This window comes from Nitrospirota bacterium (assembly GCA_016235245.1).
Classification (GTDB): domain Bacteria; phylum Nitrospirota; class Thermodesulfovibrionia; order Thermodesulfovibrionales; family UBA6898; genus UBA6898.
Genome location: JACRLO010000038.1, coordinates 38,988 through 57,057, shown reverse-complemented (window position 1 = coordinate 57,057; position 18,070 = coordinate 38,988). Strand labels below are relative to the sequence as shown.

Genomic DNA, 18,070 nt, shown 5'->3' with positions numbered 1-18,070 from the left:
CGTTCATTTCTCTATGGTCCGGGTTATCTTGATGGCTTGCGCACCTCTGCTTACCCCAGGCGTCCCCATATATTTCGGTATATCCTCGACCTTTAAGACGAGTTCGTCGCTGACAGCTTTACCAAGGCCGATAACGTTGCCGACCTCCAACTCCATAAGGTCCCTGACCGAAAGCTCAACCCTGCCGATTTCTGCCGTGAGATGCACGGGCGAAGACAGAAGGATTTCGGTGAGACGATCTACCCACCGCTGATCAGCCTCCAGCTTCTCGCCGGTAAGGCCGGAAGAGAGTTTCTCCTTGATCGGCTCGATCATCGAATAGGGAATGCAGAAGAAACATTTTCCGGTAAACTCCTCAACCTCGATATGCACCTCTATCTTCACCACGACCTCGGTCGGCGTTACGATGGTCACAAACTGGGGGTTCATCTCCGAGCCGGTATATTCGGGCACTATCGGGAGAATCACCTTCCAGGCCTCAGCGAGATCTGCAAGCGCCATATTGACAACCTTTCTGATAATCCTCTGCTCGATAAGCGTAAAATACCGACCCTCCGACTTCACATACCGGGCTGAACTGGAGCCGAAGAAATACTCGATAAAGGCAAAGACCAGGGGGGCCTCAAGCACAAAAAGCGCGTATCCCTTGAGCGGCTCCATCTTGAACATGTTGATGCTTGAGGGCATGGGTATGGTCTTCATGAACTCGCTGAACTTCATCATCTCGATGCCCTGGATATTGATATCGACGAACTTCATGATCGCCGAGGATATGGAGTTTCTGAAGAAGCGGACAAACCGCTCGTTCGCCATCTCAAGCCCCGGCATCCTGCCGCGGATAATCCTCTCCTGGCTCGCCAGGTCAAAGGACTTTATGCCGCCTTCAGAATCCTTTCTGGTTTCGGTCTCGATGTCCCCTGTTGAGACTCCCCGCAGCAGGGCATCGACTTCGTCCTGTGACAGTACCTTGTTCATTGCATTACGAATTCAGTGAAATACAGATTTTTGAAAAGGTCCTTGCCCACCGCCTGATTCGTCCTGAGCAGCAGCTCGTCCTTAAGCTGGAGCTTGCCCTCGGGGCCTGATATGGCCTCGGCAGACTTGCTGCTCAGAAGGGTTATGATCGAGTCCCTGATATTCGGCATTTTTTCCGTGACAGCGGGCTGTTGTGTTGCATCTGACAGTTCGAGCTGAAGAGTAACCTTCAGGTACCTGCCATGCTCGGTAAGGTTCACGACAAAGGGATCAACGGCAATAAGAGCGGTCTTTGCCTGCGCATCTTTTTTGTGGCCGCCTTCTTCAGCGGCCTTTTCACCCTTGTGAGACAGCATACGGTATCCAACAAAACCTCCGGCTCCGCCCAAAACCAGTATTGCCGCCAGGACAATGATCATGAGCTTTTTCTTGCCGCCTTTTGCCTCGGGTTTGGCGTGGGCGTCGGCTCCCTCTTCGTCATGCTTCTCTTCTGCCATGAATATAGACCTCCTTTTCCTGACAGCACCTATGCCAGCGGCACTAACTGCGGCTTTTGGTACCGCACATCCTTAATCAAGGACTATGCCAAGATTATCTTATTGAAATATAAGCATATTTTCTTAAGCTGAAAACAGATCGTGTCAACTAATTGACCAATTAAGCCGTATCATATTGTTTTTTGACAGCAGCCTGTCGCTGAGGCAACTATGCTAAAATAGTACGGTGCGATGAGCCTGTTGCGACGTCTATCACTTTATTGGGGAGATGCGGCATGGATACCGAAAAAAAGATTCTGGTGATTGACGATGAAGAAATCGTGCGGGAACTGCTTGCCGAAGTGCTTTCTGAATCAGGTTTTCAGGTCATTACTGCTGAAAACGGACTTAAAGGTCTCGATTATTTCAGACAGCCTGACTGCCGATTCGATCTTGTCATGGTCGATATGTCAATGCCGGGCATGGATGGCCTAGAGGTCTGCAGGGAGATGCGGGAGATCAATCCCGCACAGAAAGTAATGATGGCAACCGGCAGTTATTCTTCAGACGACGAACTCGCTGAAATGAAAAAAAACGGCATAGACCACGTTATACGAAAACCCTTTAACCTCAAAGAATTGGTAAGCCTGCTAAGAAGAGAACTGGACTGTTCATAGGGTCATTTCAACGCTGATGTCCCGCAGACACCGCCGGAGCTGTCAGTCTTTTTTGCTCTTCACCTGAGGGATTTTTTTGACAGCCTGTCCCGCTGGCAGCTGACGACTTCTCCGATGCTTCCGTTGCCCGAAAATGTGATGCGCTCGACCTGTCCGTCTTTGCGCTCGAAATAGATATCCTCGTCACGGTCCAGTTTCGGGAAATATCTTCCGCCAATATCTTCGTACAGGTCAACGTGAAACAGCACTCTGCCCTGGCTCTCATCCCCGGACAGCGTAAGCAATCCCTCCTGCTCACAGACCGCAAAGGCACCTTTCGGATTTTTGTATCCGACGTAGTAGTGACCCGATTCCTTATGATAAATATCGGCATTCAGCGGATAAAGGGTATCACCGACAACCTCGAAAAACTCATCGCCGATCACCCTGAAAAATTTATCGGTCCTGCTTAAAACCCATTCAGATGTCATTCTGTCGGGGCTGTGGGTAAGGATCACCTTGTCCTTCTTCAAAACCGTATCGGAAAGACGCACGTAATCCGTATGAACAACGCTCCCTCTGGCTGCAATGTCATGGATCACTATTCCGGCGGCAAAGGTATTGATCGCTTCTTCATAGCGCTCTCTGCTCCAGGTGCGCTCAATAAAATCATTGATGTCACCGGAAAGGACAGATGCAGCTTCGAACGTTTCCTTTGGCAGACCATGTGTCTGGAGCCTCTTTTCTTCAGCAAGCGCTTTCCATATGGTAACGTCATGCACTGTGTCGGAACTGAATACGAGTGATTCATTCCCGTTGCTGAACCTCAGGCCGATGTTCGGAAGGCCATGCCAGACCGGGGCGTTAAAGGCCTCGATCGTGCAGCCCTCAGGAGCGGTAAAAATATTTTTATCGGACTCATAAAAGATAGCAGAGGAAAAAGAGTAAAACGATTCCGGCTCCACCCATTCATCATACTCGGGGTCCCTGAAAAGCATTCGGGCAAGGCCGGTAGCCCGGCTGATAATGACCTTGGCGCGTTCAGGGCCGACCGGCCTGCTGTCCGGGCCGACAATGCTGAGCGCAGTCTGGCCTGACCCGCTTTCTGTTCCGACAATGCGGTATTTCGGCTTCGGACCGAGAACTCGATGATCGATGTAGGTCTCATAGGGCATGTCGATAACCTTCTTTGAATCAGGGGAGAGACTTCGCTCAAGAGCAGGTCCTGAGGCCCGCTTCAGCTCCTCGTTTATCTGTTCCGTAGTCAGGAGAAAGAGCTTCGAGCCAAAATCAGGGGCGTATAAATTAAAAAGCGCGAGGTCGGAAAACCACCGTTTATGGTCATCATGGCTATGGGTAATGATCAGCCCCTTGATATTTTTAAGTCCGTGGCCGCCTATCTGTTGAAAAAGAGGAGTGCCGCAGTCAAGCAGATACTGCGAGTTGCCGAGGGTGACCAGATATCCGATGCTCTTGCCCATGCGGGAGAAAGGGCCATAGTCACCGAGTACTCTGACGGTGATCCCCTCAGACATTACAATCCCTTCTTTTATCATGAGCCAGGTTCATACGCTGTCTGCATTGTATCACAGGCTTTTCAGGATTAGTAAATCTTACCACTGCTGAGCAGGCAACCATTCAGTGAAGTGCGGACAGATTCAAGATCCCCTCCTTACCAAGGAGGGGAACCAAAGGAAGCCAGCTTCCTGGAGCGAAAAACGATTGGGGTTCAGCAGAAAACTTAATGCCATCTGGTGCAGCGAGCTTTGCGGCAGGCCCTACAGCGATTGCAACGCCAAGCACCCAGAAAATAAGGCCGAGGGGAACAAGGCCAAAGGCAGAAGGGAGCAAGCGGACAATACCCGATATGAAAACGATAAGGCAGAAGCGCATTGCTCCTGCCTTATCCGGACAACTCAAGATTCTGATCGGTTGCTGGGATTATTCTTACCTCTTCAGATTCACCAGCTCCTGGAGAAGTTCATCAGAAGTCGTTATGACCCTCGAATTGGCCTGAAACGAGCGCTGGGAGGTGATCATATTGACGAACTCTGCCGCCAGATCCACATTGCTCAATTCAAGCGAATTTGAAAGCACTCTTCCCATGCCTCCGGTAGAGGCCGCTCCTACGATGGGCTGTCCTGAATCAAAAGACTCGCCATAGAGATTTCTGCCCATTTTGACCAGGCCCTCAGGAGAGACAAACGTCGCCAGGGCTATCTGCCCTATCGCCCGGGACTGGCCGTTGGTGAAGATACCGGTCATGACCCCGGAATCGTCGATAACAACGTTACGCAAAGACCCCGAAGCGTAGCCGTCCTGGCTCAGTTTTGTCACGGCAAAATCCGATGCAAACTGGGTTGTCCCATCCAGTCCGGTGCCGGCCGGAGTCTCTCCAGTGCCTGTTCCGAAGTTAAATACTACCGCCTGCGGCGTTGTCACGGCAGCCCCGAAATCGAAGTTTATCGCCGTGGCGCTGTTGTCGTCGATCAGTGCGCCATTGGTATCAAAGGAAAGCGACTGTGTCCCGGCATCGACCAAAAGCGTAGGGTCAGCCGGATCAATATTCACATAATGGACATCCCATGCATTGTCCGCTGTCTTGACGAAATATGCGGTCACGTCATGGGCGCCGCCCTGCGAGTCATAGACTGTGACCGTGGTAGATTTATTAAAATTGGCAGGGTCGTTATTGATACCGTCGCCGTTTGAATCAAGCGTAAAAGCTGCTGTAGGCGCTGTTTCGGTCGTATCGAGGTTCAACGCAAGAGTCACGTTCGCCGTAATCTGAGGAGAACTCTGAACAGAACCGAAGGTCAGGTTGCCGAGAGTGCCTGTGATATTTCCTGAGGCGTCGGCCATATAGCCCTGAAGCATCATACCGTCAGGGTTGATTACATTGCCGTTTTTATCCAGGGAGAACTGTCCTGCGCGTGTATAGGCAGTCGTGCCGTTATTATTAACGATAAAAAACCCGTTGCCGTCGATAGCCAGATCCAGCCCGTTGGACGTGGTCTCGAATGAGCCCTGGGTCATAATGGGGTCAATGCTCCCGACCATGACGCCTCGGCCTATCTGCGATGAGCCCGATACCCCTCCAAGGGTCTGACTCAGCACGTCACCAAATGAGACCCGGCTTGACTTAAAGCCGATTGTATTCATATTGGCGATATTGTCGGAAATTACAGAGAGTGAAGTTCCGTTTGCATTTAAGCCGCTGACTCCGGTGAAAAGCGATGTTAACATGATAAGTCCTCCTTAGATTTTTGTTTCGTATATTTGCGTTATCTGGCCGAGCGGATATTTCTGGCCCCCTTCAAGGACTAGGCTTGCGACGTTCTGGTCGAACTCCACACCGATGACCTTGCCGCTCACACCATCCTGGGCAACTACGGTCTTGCCTATGAACCCGGCTGTCATGCCGTTGTTCAATGAACCCTGAAAGGAGAGCATCTGTTCAATCCCTTTATTGATATTGAAGAGCTGCTCCAGTGAGCTGAACTGGGCCAGTTGGGCAGTGAACTCAGTACTTTCCATTGGCTTGAGCGGGTCCTGATATTTCAGCTGGTTGGTAAAGAGCTTTAAGAACTCCTCTTTGCCTAATGTCTTGCCTGTTGCTGCTGATGCGATATCCATGGTCCTCTCCTTATTAGATGAAGATGCTTACCTTGCCCTGACCGATGAGCGGTCGGGGTTGGTTGATATATTCTTTTGTCATCACAGTCTCTCCCTGAATCTGATGCCCCTGATTTTGGCCCTGACTCCAGGAAAAATCACTTCTGCCATCCCTCAGTGAGACGGAAAAACCACCGATAGCAATGCCTTCCTGTGCGAGGGCATTAACAATTTCGGACATATGTTTCTCGACCAGGTCTTTGCCCGCAGCACTCGACGCCTGGATCTGGGCATTCACAACGCCTTTGTCGAGCACAAGACCGATATCGAGTTTACCCAAGCCTTCTGGCTGGAGCGATATCTCGATTGATGTGCCGTCCATACGGGTGATAACAAAACGATTTCCCTCCACATGCATGTTCTCTGAAAGATGATGTGCCTCGGCCGGACTGCCTGCAGGTGCTGCATGAAAACGGCTCACCCCCTGGGGCTCAGCACTGTTTACAGGCAAGGTCTCAGGCAACGAGTTTTTCTCCTGGCGCTTCTGCGCCCCGGGCAGGTCAGCACTATCTTTACTGCTGCCGACTTCTGCAAGAATGGTTTCCCGAATGATCGCAGGCTGCTGAGCTTCAGCTGCAGGGGCCTTCTGCACTGCATCAGCCGGCAGTTGTGCAGACACGTCACTTTTAGGGACACTCTTCATACTGTCCGGCTTGACCGTCAGTTCCGGCCTCTGGTCTTCAGCAGCAGAAGCGGTCTGAGCTGAAGCAGATGAAGAGGGCACCGGCTGGGGAACTGTCCCTGCATCTCCTCGTGATTCGCTGCCTGGAGTCTCTTTTGCCGTCTTGACGACCTCGGGCAGATCAGCTATCGCTGCGGCAAACGCTGACTGAACCCTTTGGAGTGCGGTCAGGGTCGGCATTGATGCCATCTCCTTCCCTGCATCCTTTGACGCAGCTGGGCCGGCCATACCATCTTCGGGCTGCTCTGGCTGAGTACCGGCAGAGAGGGCGTCCTCGCCAGGGAGTGACATAATCCCCTGCATCAGTTGAGCGAGCATGAGATCAAAAACACCGTTTTTTTCAGGCAAGTTGGCCTGAGTATCCGAGGCCTGAGGTTTTGGCGCTTCCGTGACAGCCTGTTCAATTGACGGAAAGATATTCATAACAGTATCTATGGCAAGCTGCATGCCAGCTGCAGGGAGGGCGAATGAATTTTCTATCTCTATGATTTTAAAGGATTAACAGGAGGGTGATGCATGCAAAATAACAGTGCTGCCGAGAAAAGATTTCACTTGGTAGGAAATTTTTTCGCCATACCCATCATGCCCTCTGTCAGAGAAGCCGCTTTCTTTGCATCCATAGCTGCCATTACCGCTCCGGCCTTTTTGCTCTTCATCCGCATCAGAATATTCATGGCCGTCATTTCTTCAAGCGCAGACAGACGTGCAGCAGCCTCCTCGTTGGGCATGGCCTCATACGCTTTGATAAGATGCTCATATCTCTCGCCCCTGGCAGTGTCCATGGACTTGAGCACCTCTTCCATCCGTGCAAGGAGTTTCGTATATTTATCGATCTTTTCATCAAGTTCCTTTTTCAGGAGCTTGAGACGTTCTTCCTCTTTCCTGAGGGACTCTTCTTTTTCGGCTATCTCGCCTTTCCGCTTCTCTTCGGTCTTCACTTCCGCCTTAGCCTCAGCCTTCTTCCCCTCCGGCCTGGCAGGTTCATTTGCCGCAATAAGCAATGAGCTTTGCGCGATCAGCAAAAACCCTACAAAAACAAAAAAAACCACGAGACCTGCCGTGCTCCAACCCCTCGCCTGTTTCTTTTTGGTCTTCGCCTGCAGTACTCCTGACTGACTTCTGACTTCCGCCTTCTGCCTTCTGCTCCCCGTCATTTTTCCCTCTGCCTCTTTGCGAGGTGCAGGAAATCCTGCTCCTTCTGCTCGAGCCTGTCGCTGTTGGCCAGCTCTTCCTTCACAATGCGGTCCTTCAGTATCTCGAAAAGCTTCTTTTCCTTATATGCCTCTATCAGCGCTTCCTGACGCCCGCTCAGCTCAGTGAGCCGGCGGATGATCTCTTTTTTTTGCGTATTCATATCCTCGTTGAGTTTCATGAAATAATTATAGAAAAGTTCAAGCCGATGGACATCCATGCCGCTGCCTTTCTGCTTAGCTTCAAATTCAAGAGAGGTTTCAGAGAATTTATTCTCCAGACTGTCAAGCTGCGCTTCAAGCTGCTTTATCTGGCTGCGGAGCTGTTTGACCTCACTTTCGATCTCTTCTTTCTTCCGGTCCTTGATCTCGAGTACCCGTGATACAGTCCTGATCTTACTCATGCTTCATCTCCTCAAAGAGCATATAAAGCCCCTGCAGACTGTCGCCCATGTCGCGCCGGTCATCCATGCCCTGCCTGAGATACCCCCTGAGCCGGTCGATCATTTTGATGGCATAATCAACTTTGGGGTTGGAACCGTCCTTGTACGCGCCCAGATTAATCATGTCCTCCATCTTTTTATACGTGGCCAGCGTCTCAATAAACCGTGCGGCGAACTCCCGGTGCCCCCTCTCGACGATATCGGGCATTACCCTGCTGATCGATTTCAGGATATCGATCGAAGGGTAGTGCCCCTCCATGGCGAGCTCCCGGGAAAGCACAATATGGCCGTCGAGGATCGCCCTCGTGGCATCAGCAATCGGCTCCTGCAGGTCGTCTCCCTCAACGAGCACCGTATATAAACCGGTAATGCTTCCCCTGCCTTCAGCCGTGCCGACACGTTCAAGGAGCTTCGGGAGCATAGTAAAGACTGAGGGCGTATATCCCTTTGATGCAGGAGGCTCGCCGATGGCAAGCCCTATTTCTCTCTGGGCCATGGCAACCCGCGTGAGAGAATCCATAAGGAGAAGAACGTTCTGCCCTTTTTCGCGGTAATATTCGGCTATGGCCGTTGCGGTAAAGGCCCCGCGCACCTTTGCAAGCGGGGGCTGTTCTGCCGTGGAGATGACCACGACCGACTTTTTTAGCCCCTCGCCGAGGTCGCGTTCTATGAATTCACGCACTTCCCTGCCGCGCTCACCGATCAGGGCGATGACATTCATCTCAGCTTCCGTATATTTCGCTATCATGCCGAGGAGTACGCTTTTGCCGACGCCGCTGCCTGCCATGATGCCCATCCTCTGTCCTCTGCCGCAGGTGAGCAGTCCGTTGATTGCCCTGATGCCCAGATCCATCGGCTTCGTAATTCTCTGTCTGGTAAGAGGATTGGGTGAGTTTGCAAAAAGCGGATAGTCTTCACCGATAATCGGGCCCTTGCCGTCAATCGGATTTCCCGTGTCATCAATAATCCTGCCGATAAGTCCCGGACCTACTTTTACCGAAACCTTTTTCCCCACAGACAGCACTCTGCTGCCGGGCTTGATGCCGGCAAGTTCTCCGATCGCCATGAGCAGCACCTTGCCGTCTCTGAACCCTACCACTTCCGCATCAATCACCGGTCCCTGGTCAAGGTATATCTTGCATGCCTCGCCGATGCTGACCCGGAGACCGCTGGCCTTTATGATAATGCCGGTAATCTCGTCTATCCTGCCGTACACCCTCAGCGGTTCTGCATCAGCAAGCGACTTTCGGTATAAAGAAAGGTCAATGGCGGCCACTGCCCCCACCCATATCTTCCATAATGTTGCCGAGCTGTGAGTCTATATCCGTCACAATCTCTTCGCTGGCGCCGATCACGACCTGTCCATCTGCTACCACAGAGGGGTCAAGGTCAAAAATAATATCAGGATGGACCTCAAGGAGCTGGGGCTTAAGCCGCTTAAAGAGCTCATGCACAGCGGGGTTCATCTTTATGGTAATCGGTCCCGTCCTTTCGAGTTTTCGCATCGCTTCCTTGACAATCGTAACCATGATCTCAGGCTTGATGCTGAGTTCTTCGCGTATGACTTTTATTGCCATCTCTGAAGAGAGCTCCACCAGTTGCGGCTCAATCTCTTCGATAATCCTGCTCCGGTATTGTTCAATCTCCCTGACCATGCGCTCGATTCTGGAGAGGAGCACTTCGGCCTTCTGTGAGCCCATCTCGAGCCCTGCCTTCTCTCCTGCCGCAAAACCTTTTTCATAGGCATCGCGTTCCATCTCATCGATAGACTGCCTTGAAGAGGTCATGCCCTTCTCGGTCCTCAGGGTTTTTCTTTCAAGAGAGGGCATACCAAACAGGACAGAGTCCCTGCCTTTAAAGATCCTCGCGTTAGACAAGCTCTTCACCCCCTCTTCCACCGAGCATCAGCTTGCCCTCTTCCTCCAGCTTTCTGGCGACCTTTACGATATTCTGCTGGGCTTTTTCGACATCCGAAACCTTCACCGGCCCCTTCACTTCCATATCCTCCTTAAGGATCGTGGCCGCTCTCTGCGACATATTTCTGAAGATTTTCTCCCTGAGCGCCTCTGCCGCCGTCTTCAGGGCAAGTGAAAGGTCTTCGGTGCTGATCTCCTTCAGCACCATCTGAATACCCTTGTCGTCAACGCTCAGAAGGTCGTCAAAGACGAACATGAGCTGTCTGATCGAATCAGCGACCGTGGCATTTGAGCCCTCGATCTTGTCAAGGATCATGCTCTCGGTAGACCGGTCGCACTGGTTCAGGATCTCTGCAACGGCCTTGATGCCGCCGAGCTTTCTCCCTGAACTCTTGCTTATGTCAAGGTGGCCCTTCAGAACTTCTTCCAGCTCTTCGATGGCATCACCCGGTATGCGCTCCGTTGTTGCAATACGCATGGCCACATCTGCCTTGAGTGCATCCGGCAGACCGCCGAGCACTTCGGAGGCCTGTGTGGGCTCCAAAAGACAGAGGATCAGCGCGATCGTCTGGGGATGCTCTGTCATCAGGAAATTGGAAAGCGTTTTTGAATCGATCCACCGGAGAGAGTCAATCGTACTCTGTTTTGAAGCCATCTCTATGATCTTGTTGGCGCTTTCCTCGCCCAGCCCTTTTGAGAGGATCTTCTTCACATAGTCATCGCCGCCGACCCTGAGATCGCCCTTGGAGATCTTTTCCGTCACCTCGCTGAAGACATGTTCGACATCGGCCTTGCTGAGCGTCTTAAGGCGGCTCATGTACGTACTGAGCTTCCCCACATCCTTAATGTCGAGGTTCTTCAAAATCTCGGCAGCAGCCTCCTCGCCTATGGAACTAAGGAAGATGGCCGCCTTTTCATGTCCGCTGAAGGCCATTTACCGCTCCTCAATCCATGTCTTGATGAGGCTCGCGGCCTGATCAGGCTTCTTTTTTGCCCAGTCAATTACGTCATTCTGCATCGGCGGCAGCGCAGCCGGCGACATAGACTTTTCGATCTCTGCAACGGTCCTTGGCAGAGGGAGTTCAGCAGTGCCGCGCGTTGTTGTCACCGTCGTGACCGTACCCATAAGCGGCTTCACCACAAAGAGGAAAAAGAGCAGCAGGGCCAGGATCGGCACAATATACCGTGCAGCAGTCATAACCATCGGCATATACGATTTCGAGACCTGTCCCAGATCCTCCTGCGGGATCGTTTCAAACGGCATGTTCGCAATCCTGACCTCATCCCCTCTTGAAGCGGTAAAACCGATCGATTTCTTTACAATATCCTCATACTTTTTGAGGTCCTCTTCGGTGCGGGGAGCATACTTCTTCTCCTTGGACCCCTCCTGCTCTGCATAAGTCCCGTCAACGATAACCGCAATACTCACTTTTTTCAGGTCTCCTGAGGCATTCACCGTATGGCTCGTCACCTTGCTTATTTCGTAGTTGGTCGTCTCGTTCTGCTTCTGCGAGCCGGCCTGTGTTCCGCCGGTCTGTGCTGCCGATCTGCCGGGCAGATTCGATGCTACGCCAGGGACGCCGCCCGATCCGGCAGCGGTTGTTTTTTCAATATTCTTCTGCTCGCTTCGTATAACCTGTCCGTCCGGATCATACTTTTCCTCAGTCTTTTCGACCTTGGTAAAATCAATGGCAGCAGCAACCTTTGCCCTGATCTTGTTTCTGCCGACAACCGGCTCCAAAATGGAAATTACCCGTGATTCAAGGTCCTTCTCAACGTTGTGCTGATATTCGAGCTGGCTGCTGCTGAGACCGGCAACATCATTGCCCGACGGCCGTGTCAGCATATCGCCGCGGCTGTCAACAACCGTAACATCCTTAGGATTTAGACCCTCGATGCTGCTTGAGACAAGGTGGACAATGCCCTGGATCTGGCCCTGGGTAAGGTTCCTGCCTGCCCTGAGCTTCACCAGCACTGAGGCGCTCGGGTTGTTCCCCTCCTGCACAAAAAGTGATTTTTCGGGTATCGCCAGATGTATTCTGCACTGTTCCACCTCTGCAAGAGACATAATCGTGCGGGACAACTCACCCTGAAGCGCCCGGCGATAGTTAAGCTTCTGCACAAAGTCCGTTGAACCAAAATCCGCCTTGTCAAAAAGCTCAAACCCGACACCACCGCCATGCGGCAGGCCCTGCGCTGCAAGCTGGAGCCTCAGGTCATAGACCTTATCGGCAGGCACCATGATGCTTCCTGCCTCAAGCTTATAGGGCACCTTAAGTTCCTTCAGCTTCTGCACGATACCGCCGGCATCACTTTCAGCGAGGTTGGCAAACAGTACCTGATAGTCAGCCTGCTGTATCCATGACATGAAAAACACGACGCCGGCTACTGCCATGCCGATCGCAATAAGCATGATTATCAGGTTCTTGGGGGGGAGGCTCTTTATGGTTTCTACGATGTTGGCCATATCAGATCTGCATTCTCATGATCTCTTCATAGGCAGTCAGCAGTTTGTTGCGCACCTCGACCATCACCTGAAAAGACATGTCTGCTTTTTCCATCGCAATAATCGCCTGCGTCACATCACCGCCCGAGGCGAGTTCCTTGATCCCCTTTTCCGCCTCGCCCTGCATCTCCATGACCTTGCCCATGGCATCCTTGAGGACTGAATCAAAGCCGCCCTCCTGTGTCTTCTGTCCTGCCTTGATCGGGAGGGAGTTCTGACCTATGCCGGCTCCGGCTATTTTCATATCACTCATCAGTCATTACCTCCCAATCTCAAAGGACTTCATAATCATGGTCTTTGAGATATTAAACGCAGCGACATTCGCCTCATACGCGCGGGATGCCATCATCATATTCGCCATCTCCTCGATAACACTCACATTCGGATATGCGACATACCCGTCCTTGTCAGCATCAGGATGTCCCGGGTCATAGGTCATCTGCGGAGGGGTCTGGTCCTCGACCACATCAGAGACCTTCACGCCCTCGAGCCCCTCGCCGGCAGCGGCTTCAACAGGCTCCGATGAAAATATGGCTTCCTTGCGCCGGTATGGTCCGCCGTTTTCTGTGCGGGTTGTATGGGCATTGGCCATATTGGAGGCAATAAGATTCATCCTCGTCCTCTGTGCCTGAAGCCCGGATGCGCTCACCTTGAAAATACCTAATGAATCCACATTTACCTCCTGTTTGCTGCGCTCTTGATCATAAGCATTTTCTTTGAAAGAAGCCTTGCCGCGGCCTCATAGAGCAGCCCATTTTCCGTCATCTTCGCCACTTCCATATCAAGCTCGACATTGTTGTCATCTCCCCAGGACAGGTTCCCGCCGGCCTTAAGGTCCGCCGGCTGCCCTGTGCTGACAGGGCTGGTCGAAATATGCCCCGGATTGGTTGTCTTCATTCCCGCGTTCTCGCTCTCAAGAAAGCTTTTAAAGTCAACATCCTTTGCCCGGTATTTCGGGGTATCCACATTGGCAATGTTGGAGGAAAGGACCTTGTGCCTGACCTGCGTAGCCTGGATCAATTTCTCAAGTATGCTAAAGCCGCTGTCCATCCCTCAACCTCCTGTCACCAGTGTCATAAAACTGTCAGTAAAGCGCAATTTAATTATAGAGATACAATTATTGTGCCAGCCCTGAAAAGTTGTGATGAGTAAGCGGTGATGAGTTATGAGTTTGTAATGAAAGCTTTTTTTACAGATCACTTGTCACACATCACCCATTACGGTCTTTTCAGGTAGGCAAATTTTTCCCGTATTCGTTGAGCTTGTTTCTGATCGTCCTGACGCTCACGCCCAGCGCCCTGGCAGCCTGCGTCTTATTGCCGCCCGTCTCCTTCAGGGTCTTCAGGATCAGTTCCTTCTCCATATCGTGTATATTGCCCTGAACCGGTGTGGTCTGAGCAGGCGGATCACCGTAGAACATGAAATGCTCCAGCCCTATCATTTCGTCCCGGCAGAGCAATACCGCCCTATGCAGGGTGTTTTCGAGTTCCCTGATATTCCCCCGCCACGGACGGCTCAGGAGCTGGTCCATCGCATCCTTTGTTATCCCCCTGATCTGCCGGTCCTGCAGTGCCGAGAATTTCTTCAGAAAATGCTCTGCCAGGATCGGAATGTCCTCCTGACGCTGCCGAAGCGGCGGGACATCGATCGGAAAAACGCTGAGACGGTAATAGAGGTCTTCTCGGAATTTCCCTTCCATGGCCTCTTTGTACAGATCCCTGTTCGTTGTTGCGATGATGCGCACATCAATGGGGACCGGCTGCCTTCCGCCGATACGGTCAACCTCTTTTTCCTGCAGCACTCTCAGGAGTTTTGCCTGAAGGGTTATGGACATTTCACCGATCTCGTCCAGAAGAAGTGTGCCGCCATTGGCAAGCTCGAACTTCCCAATCTTCTTTTCTGTTGCTCCGGTAAAAGACCCCTTCTCAAATCCGAAGAGCTCAGACTCCATAAGGTTATCGGGAATGGCGGCGCAGTTTACGGCAACAAACGGCTTGTCCTTTCTGAGGCTCGTGCTGTATATATGGCGCGCCAGCAGCTCTTTGCCGGTCCCGCTCTCGCCGCAGATAAGCACCGTGGTATCGCTTGGAGCTACCGCATCCGCTATCTGAAGGAGTTTTTTCATCTTCGGACAGGCAGAGACGATCTCTCTGCTGCCGGACATGCGTTGCATGATAGCGTCAATCTTTCGGCTGAGGGTATCAAAAGAGAAGGGCTTGAGCAGGTAATCTGTTGCGCCTTCTCTCATGGTCTCGACCGCATTTTCAATGGTCCCGTGGCCGGTAATGACGAGTACCGGAAGGTTCGCACCCCGGAGCCTCGCCTCCTTCAGAAATGCCAGTCCGTCCATCTTCGGCATCTTCATGTCCGTAATCACCAGGGCAAAAGAACTGCTGCCGAGCTTTGTCAGTGCCTCTTGTCCGTTTTCTGCAAGCACCGCCCGGTGGCCCAATCTCTGGATCGCCTCATGAAGTGCTGCACGCATCTGGGGATCGTCATCAACAACAAGGATCGGTTTCACGAAAATATTCCCTCTTTCATCAGGGTATCACCCTGCGATGTATCCGCATTCTCGGGAAACCAGAGGCGGAACGCGGCGCCATGGCCGGGGCTGCTGATCACTTTAATGGTGCCTCCATGGGCCTGCACGATCTTCGCTGATATGGCAAGACCAAGCCCTGTGCCTTTTTCCTTTGTACTGAAAAAAGGATCGAAGATCTTCTCGATATTTTCCGGTTCGATGCCCGGCCCTTCGTCCCTGATCTCGACAAGCGCAGACGGCCCCTCGTTCCTGCAGCTCGCTGTTATCGCCATGCCTTCCGGCGTCGACTGTATTGCATTCAGCAGGATATTGAGAAAGACCTGTTTGAGCAGATCAGAATCGCCGCAGACATTGACACCCTGCTCGATCTCCCGGTGAAACGTGAGCCCCCTCGACTCGATCATCGGCAGGAGCATAAAGACCGTCTCTTCGAGAAGTCTGCAGATATCGACCGGCCTCAGGATCGGCTTCTGGGGCTTTGCGAAAAACAGCATATTCGTCAGGATATTGTTAAGGCTGCTGATGCCGGTAGATATGCCCTTTGCCATGTTCAGATGCTCTGTTCCTTCGAGGTCTTTTGCGAGCATGCTCGCATAGAGTTCGATACTGCAGAGCGGACTGCGGATCTCATGCACGATCTTTGCCGCCATCTCGCCCATGGCTATCAACCGGTAATTCCGTTCGTTCTGGGCCTCAAGCTCCTTAATCCTTGTAATATCCTTGAAGAGAATCACATGCCCACGTAAAAGTCCCTGCCTGTCAAGGACCTCCGAATGAGAAACGATCATGCTATGTTTTCTTGAACCGATTGTCAGGACACCCTCGTCGCCGTCACGCTCCAGTGAAAAAGGCAGACCTTCAAACGGTCTGCCGATAACAGCTTCAGCATTCAGCATAAGGAGATCTTCTGAGGCCCTGTTCATCATGCTGACATTTTTGTCCGTGTCAAGGACAATGATTGCGTCTTTGAGGTTTTCAAGGATACCCTTCAGATAGTCCTTTGCTTCCTCCGTGCTGCTGAGCGCATCCTTAAGCTGCCTGTTCTTTTCCTCTACTTCAAGCGTCAGATATTTCACCTGCTCCTGGAGTCTCCCATAATAGGCCTCCAGGCTTTTAGATGCCTCGGTAAAATTAAGAAAGGCTTCTTTGAGCTTGCCGATGTCGCTCATCAGTAACTGCTGACCCCCTTCTTGGTCAAATCAAGCTCCATAAGCCTCGCCTCTGCCAGCCGCGCAAGCATCGGGTCCTGACCGCTCAGTTTCTTGAGTGCCTCTTCCGCCTCGGGCCCTTCCGTAAGAGAACCTATCCGATAGAGTGCCCAGTCATGGTTTGGTTCTTTGCCAACCGCAAGGCGGTAATACACCAGGGCGTCATTATGCCTGTTAAGCTCATACATGATATCGCCGAGCCGCGCATAGTCCCGTGCATCTCCGCCTGATTCCCTGACAGCCTTTTCATACCGCGCAATCGCCCTTGGATAATCGCGCGTTGCCGCTGCGATCTCGCCGAGCATCGCGATATCAGCAGCCTGCAGTTTTTTCAGTTGAACCAGCTTTTCGGATGCGGTCTTATAATCCCTGCCCAGAAAGGCAAGTCTTCCCTCAAGTCTGTTCAGCTCTTCGGCGGTATTCTTCATGGACTTCAGTTTTTTCAGGTATTCGTCGGCCCGGCCGCGGTCCTTCTTTTCAGTATAAAACTCAACAAGGGCTGCCGTACTCTTCGTTTTTCCCGCTTCAGTGCCATATTTCGCAAGATACTGCATCAGATCAAGAAAGGGCTTGCCTGAATCTTTGAGGTCCCCCGCAACATCGAGCAGGAATTTTTCCCGCGAAGCGTCAAGGAGCATTGGCCCGGCTGTTTTCCAGAGCTTCGGAAAGAGGTCCTTATCCTTTACCCTCACCTCGCTGAGGAGTTTTTCAAATTCCTCAAGCGCCTCTTTTTTTACCGACGATTTAAAGACCAGCTCATTAAGGACATGAACAGCTTTTTCAAAACTGCCCTCCTGCCTTAACAGACGGGCCAGCTTTAACATAGCCTCTTCATATGTTTTACCATAGGGATATTTTGTCCGTATCTCCTCGAGCTTCGCCTTTGCTTCAACCGTCTTTCCTGCTTTGAACTCCATGTCGGCCATCATTAGCAGGGCTTGCCGCGCAGACTCTCTGTCCTGAGTAGTGGCAACGGCAGAAAAGGCGGTCACCGCGGCATCGCTTTTGCCCTGCTGGAGCGCCACAATACCGAGGCTGAGATCTGCCCTGGGCTTATAGAGAGGATCTTTTACCAGAGCGAGATATTTTTGTGCGTCAGCCGTTTTGCCGGACAGACGGAAATTCTCTCCGAGATAGAAGAGGGACTCCTCCGACTCCCTGACAAGAGAGTCGCCCGATTCGAGGACTGAAGCATACACTTTTGCCGCCTCTGCCGTCATGCCAAGGCGATGAAGGGTGTTTGCCTTTGCAAGCAGCACATCCGGGGCAGTACCCGACTTTTCATAATACGCAAGGGCCTCCTTAAGCGAGCCGGTCTCTGCCAGGCTTTTTGCTAGACCATGGTAAGCCCTGCCAAGGATTATGGAAGCGGGATAATTCTTTATAAAGAGATTGAAGCTTGAGCGTGCCTCATAGAAATAGCGCATTTTGACATACGTCTCTGCCCTCTCAATAAGCGCAGCCTCTTTCAACTCACCTTTGGAGGCATACTGATACGCCTTGCCAAAGTGTTCAACCGCCTCAAGGGGCTTCTTCTCTGCAAGCTTGAGACGGCCCGACACAAAATGATATTGGGCTACGGTAGTGCTGTCATGCCTGAATTCAGAAAGTGCCTTGAGAGCCTCTGCTGGCTTATTGTCCTTCAGACTCTCAAGTGCCTTTTTCAGTGGCACAGAGCTTATCTGCTCTTCGGCAGGATCAAGGGCATATGCCGACAGAGGCAGCAGTGTTGCGGCAAGAACAAGAAAAAGACGCAATACGTTCATAGCAGTTATTTTTGCAACAAGCATGCCATCATAAC

The 18,070-nt window shown here is 51.9% G+C and carries 20 protein-coding genes; 1 reads left to right on the top strand and 19 read right to left on the bottom strand.

What is annotated here, in order from left to right; translation table 11 throughout:
• Positions 1-3: 3 nt before the first annotated feature.
• Complete coding sequence (fliM, locus tag HZB31_15035) at positions 4-975, bottom strand: flagellar motor switch protein FliM (GenBank protein ID MBI5849236.1); 972 nt, start codon at positions 973-975, stop codon at positions 4-6.
• Complete coding sequence (locus tag HZB31_15030) at positions 972-1,472, bottom strand: flagellar basal body-associated FliL family protein (GenBank protein MBI5849235.1); 501 nt, start codon at positions 1,470-1,472, stop codon at positions 972-974. Before HZB31_15030 ends, fliM begins: the two co-directional genes overlap by 4 nt.
• A gap of 275 nt (positions 1,473-1,747) precedes the next feature.
• Here HZB31_15030 and HZB31_15025 point away from each other — a divergent pair, with 275 nt between their 5' ends.
• On the top strand, positions 1,748-2,128 hold the full coding sequence (locus tag HZB31_15025) for a response regulator (GenBank protein ID MBI5849234.1): 381 nt from the start codon (positions 1,748-1,750) through the stop codon (positions 2,126-2,128).
• 59 nt (positions 2,129-2,187) lie between these two features.
• On the opposite strand, the gene HZB31_15020 is transcribed toward HZB31_15025, so the two are convergent.
• From HZB31_15020 to HZB31_14940, 17 genes are all read right to left on the bottom strand, one after another.
• Positions 2,188-3,642, bottom strand: a complete 1,455-nt coding sequence (locus HZB31_15020; GenBank protein MBI5849233.1) for a hypothetical protein — start codon at positions 3,640-3,642, stop codon at positions 2,188-2,190.
• A gap of 103 nt (positions 3,643-3,745) precedes the next feature.
• On the bottom strand, positions 3,746-4,000 hold the full coding sequence (locus tag HZB31_15015; protein ID MBI5849232.1) for a hypothetical protein: 255 nt from the start codon (positions 3,998-4,000) through the stop codon (positions 3,746-3,748).
• Positions 4,001-4,054: 54 nt separating this feature from the next.
• Positions 4,055-5,353, bottom strand: coding sequence for a flagellar hook protein FlgE (locus HZB31_15010; protein ID MBI5849231.1), 1,299 nt, complete (start codon positions 5,351-5,353; stop codon positions 4,055-4,057).
• A gap of 12 nt (positions 5,354-5,365) precedes the next feature.
• Positions 5,366-5,743: a hypothetical protein gene (locus HZB31_15005; protein ID MBI5849230.1), complete on the bottom strand. Its 378-nt coding sequence runs from the start codon at positions 5,741-5,743 to the stop codon at positions 5,366-5,368.
• 13 nt (positions 5,744-5,756) lie between these two features.
• A complete protein-coding gene (locus HZB31_15000) occupies positions 5,757-6,887 on the bottom strand; it encodes a flagellar hook-length control protein FliK (GenBank protein MBI5849229.1) in 1,131 nt (376 codons plus the stop codon).
• Between the two features lie 125 nt (positions 6,888-7,012).
• Positions 7,013-7,618 (bottom strand): hypothetical protein, encoded by a 606-nt coding sequence (locus HZB31_14995; protein MBI5849228.1) that lies wholly within the window; start codon positions 7,616-7,618, stop codon positions 7,013-7,015.
• The gene (gene fliJ, locus HZB31_14990) at positions 7,615-8,058 is read right to left on the bottom strand and encodes a flagellar export protein FliJ (GenBank protein MBI5849227.1); all 444 of its coding nucleotides are present in this window, start codon (positions 8,056-8,058) and stop codon (positions 7,615-7,617) included. Before fliJ ends, HZB31_14995 begins: the two co-directional genes overlap by 4 nt.
• Complete coding sequence (locus HZB31_14985; GenBank protein MBI5849226.1) at positions 8,051-9,373, bottom strand: FliI/YscN family ATPase; 1,323 nt, start codon at positions 9,371-9,373, stop codon at positions 8,051-8,053. Before HZB31_14985 ends, fliJ begins: the two co-directional genes overlap by 8 nt.
• A complete protein-coding gene (locus HZB31_14980) occupies positions 9,360-9,974 on the bottom strand; it encodes a hypothetical protein (GenBank protein ID MBI5849225.1) in 615 nt (204 codons plus the stop codon). Before HZB31_14980 ends, HZB31_14985 begins: the two co-directional genes overlap by 14 nt.
• Positions 9,967-10,947 carry a flagellar motor switch protein FliG gene (fliG, locus tag HZB31_14975; protein ID MBI5849224.1) on the bottom strand — a complete coding sequence of 327 codons (981 nt, stop codon included), beginning with the start codon at positions 10,945-10,947 and terminating at the stop codon, positions 9,967-9,969. The genes HZB31_14980 and fliG overlap by 8 nt, the downstream gene beginning before the upstream one ends.
• Complete coding sequence (gene fliF, locus HZB31_14970; GenBank protein ID MBI5849223.1) at positions 10,948-12,480, bottom strand: flagellar M-ring protein FliF; 1,533 nt, start codon at positions 12,478-12,480, stop codon at positions 10,948-10,950.
• Position 12,481: 1 nt separating this feature from the next.
• The gene (gene fliE, locus HZB31_14965) at positions 12,482-12,772 is read right to left on the bottom strand and encodes a flagellar hook-basal body complex protein FliE (protein MBI5849222.1); all 291 of its coding nucleotides are present in this window, start codon (positions 12,770-12,772) and stop codon (positions 12,482-12,484) included.
• Between the two features lie 6 nt (positions 12,773-12,778).
• A complete protein-coding gene (flgC, locus tag HZB31_14960; protein ID MBI5849221.1) occupies positions 12,779-13,192 on the bottom strand; it encodes a flagellar basal body rod protein FlgC in 414 nt (137 codons plus the stop codon).
• A gap of 2 nt (positions 13,193-13,194) precedes the next feature.
• Positions 13,195-13,569 carry a flagellar basal body rod protein FlgB gene (flgB, locus tag HZB31_14955; protein MBI5849220.1) on the bottom strand — a complete coding sequence of 125 codons (375 nt, stop codon included), beginning with the start codon at positions 13,567-13,569 and terminating at the stop codon, positions 13,195-13,197.
• 178 nt (positions 13,570-13,747) lie between these two features.
• A complete protein-coding gene (locus tag HZB31_14950) occupies positions 13,748-15,040 on the bottom strand; it encodes a sigma-54-dependent Fis family transcriptional regulator (GenBank protein ID MBI5849219.1) in 1,293 nt (430 codons plus the stop codon).
• On the bottom strand, positions 15,037-16,230 hold the full coding sequence (locus HZB31_14945; GenBank protein ID MBI5849218.1) for a PAS domain-containing protein: 1,194 nt from the start codon (positions 16,228-16,230) through the stop codon (positions 15,037-15,039). Before HZB31_14945 ends, HZB31_14950 begins: the two co-directional genes overlap by 4 nt.
• Complete coding sequence (locus tag HZB31_14940; GenBank protein ID MBI5849217.1) at positions 16,230-18,059, bottom strand: tetratricopeptide repeat protein; 1,830 nt, start codon at positions 18,057-18,059, stop codon at positions 16,230-16,232. The genes HZB31_14945 and HZB31_14940 overlap by 1 nt, the downstream gene beginning before the upstream one ends.
• Between the last annotated feature and the right edge of the window lie 11 nt (positions 18,060-18,070).

What these genes read in the sequence shown, in the direction of transcription:
- fliM (MBI5849236.1), bottom strand. Translation starts at nt 975, where the DNA reads ATGAACAAGGTACTGTCACAGGACGAAGTCGATGCCCTGCTGCGGGGA.
- HZB31_15030 (MBI5849235.1), bottom strand. Translation starts at nt 1,472, where the DNA reads ATGGCAGAAGAGAAGCATGACGAAGAGGGAGCCGACGCCCACGCCAAA.
- HZB31_15025 (MBI5849234.1), top strand. Translation starts at nt 1,748, where the DNA reads ATGGATACCGAAAAAAAGATTCTGGTGATTGACGATGAAGAAATCGTG.
- HZB31_15020 (MBI5849233.1), bottom strand. Translation starts at nt 3,642, where the DNA reads ATGTCTGAGGGGATCACCGTCAGAGTACTCGGTGACTATGGCCCTTTC.
- HZB31_15015 (MBI5849232.1), bottom strand. Translation starts at nt 4,000, where the DNA reads ATGCGCTTCTGCCTTATCGTTTTCATATCGGGTATTGTCCGCTTGCTC.
- HZB31_15010 (MBI5849231.1), bottom strand. Translation starts at nt 5,353, where the DNA reads ATGTTAACATCGCTTTTCACCGGAGTCAGCGGCTTAAATGCAAACGGA.
- HZB31_15005 (MBI5849230.1), bottom strand. Translation starts at nt 5,743, where the DNA reads ATGGATATCGCATCAGCAGCAACAGGCAAGACATTAGGCAAAGAGGAG.
- HZB31_15000 (MBI5849229.1), bottom strand. Translation starts at nt 6,887, where the DNA reads ATGAATATCTTTCCGTCAATTGAACAGGCTGTCACGGAAGCGCCAAAA.
- HZB31_14995 (MBI5849228.1), bottom strand. Translation starts at nt 7,618, where the DNA reads ATGACGGGGAGCAGAAGGCAGAAGGCGGAAGTCAGAAGTCAGTCAGGA.
- fliJ (MBI5849227.1), bottom strand. Translation starts at nt 8,058, where the DNA reads ATGAGTAAGATCAGGACTGTATCACGGGTACTCGAGATCAAGGACCGG.
- fliG (MBI5849224.1), bottom strand. Translation starts at nt 10,947, where the DNA reads ATGGCCTTCAGCGGACATGAAAAGGCGGCCATCTTCCTTAGTTCCATA.
- fliF (MBI5849223.1), bottom strand. Translation starts at nt 12,480, where the DNA reads ATGGCCAACATCGTAGAAACCATAAAGAGCCTCCCCCCCAAGAACCTG.
- fliE (MBI5849222.1), bottom strand. Translation starts at nt 12,772, where the DNA reads ATGAGTGATATGAAAATAGCCGGAGCCGGCATAGGTCAGAACTCCCTC.
- flgB (MBI5849220.1), bottom strand. Translation starts at nt 13,569, where the DNA reads ATGGACAGCGGCTTTAGCATACTTGAGAAATTGATCCAGGCTACGCAG.
- HZB31_14945 (MBI5849218.1), bottom strand. Translation starts at nt 16,230, where the DNA reads ATGAGCGACATCGGCAAGCTCAAAGAAGCCTTTCTTAATTTTACCGAG.
- HZB31_14940 (MBI5849217.1), bottom strand. Translation starts at nt 18,059, where the DNA reads ATGCTTGTTGCAAAAATAACTGCTATGAACGTATTGCGTCTTTTTCTT.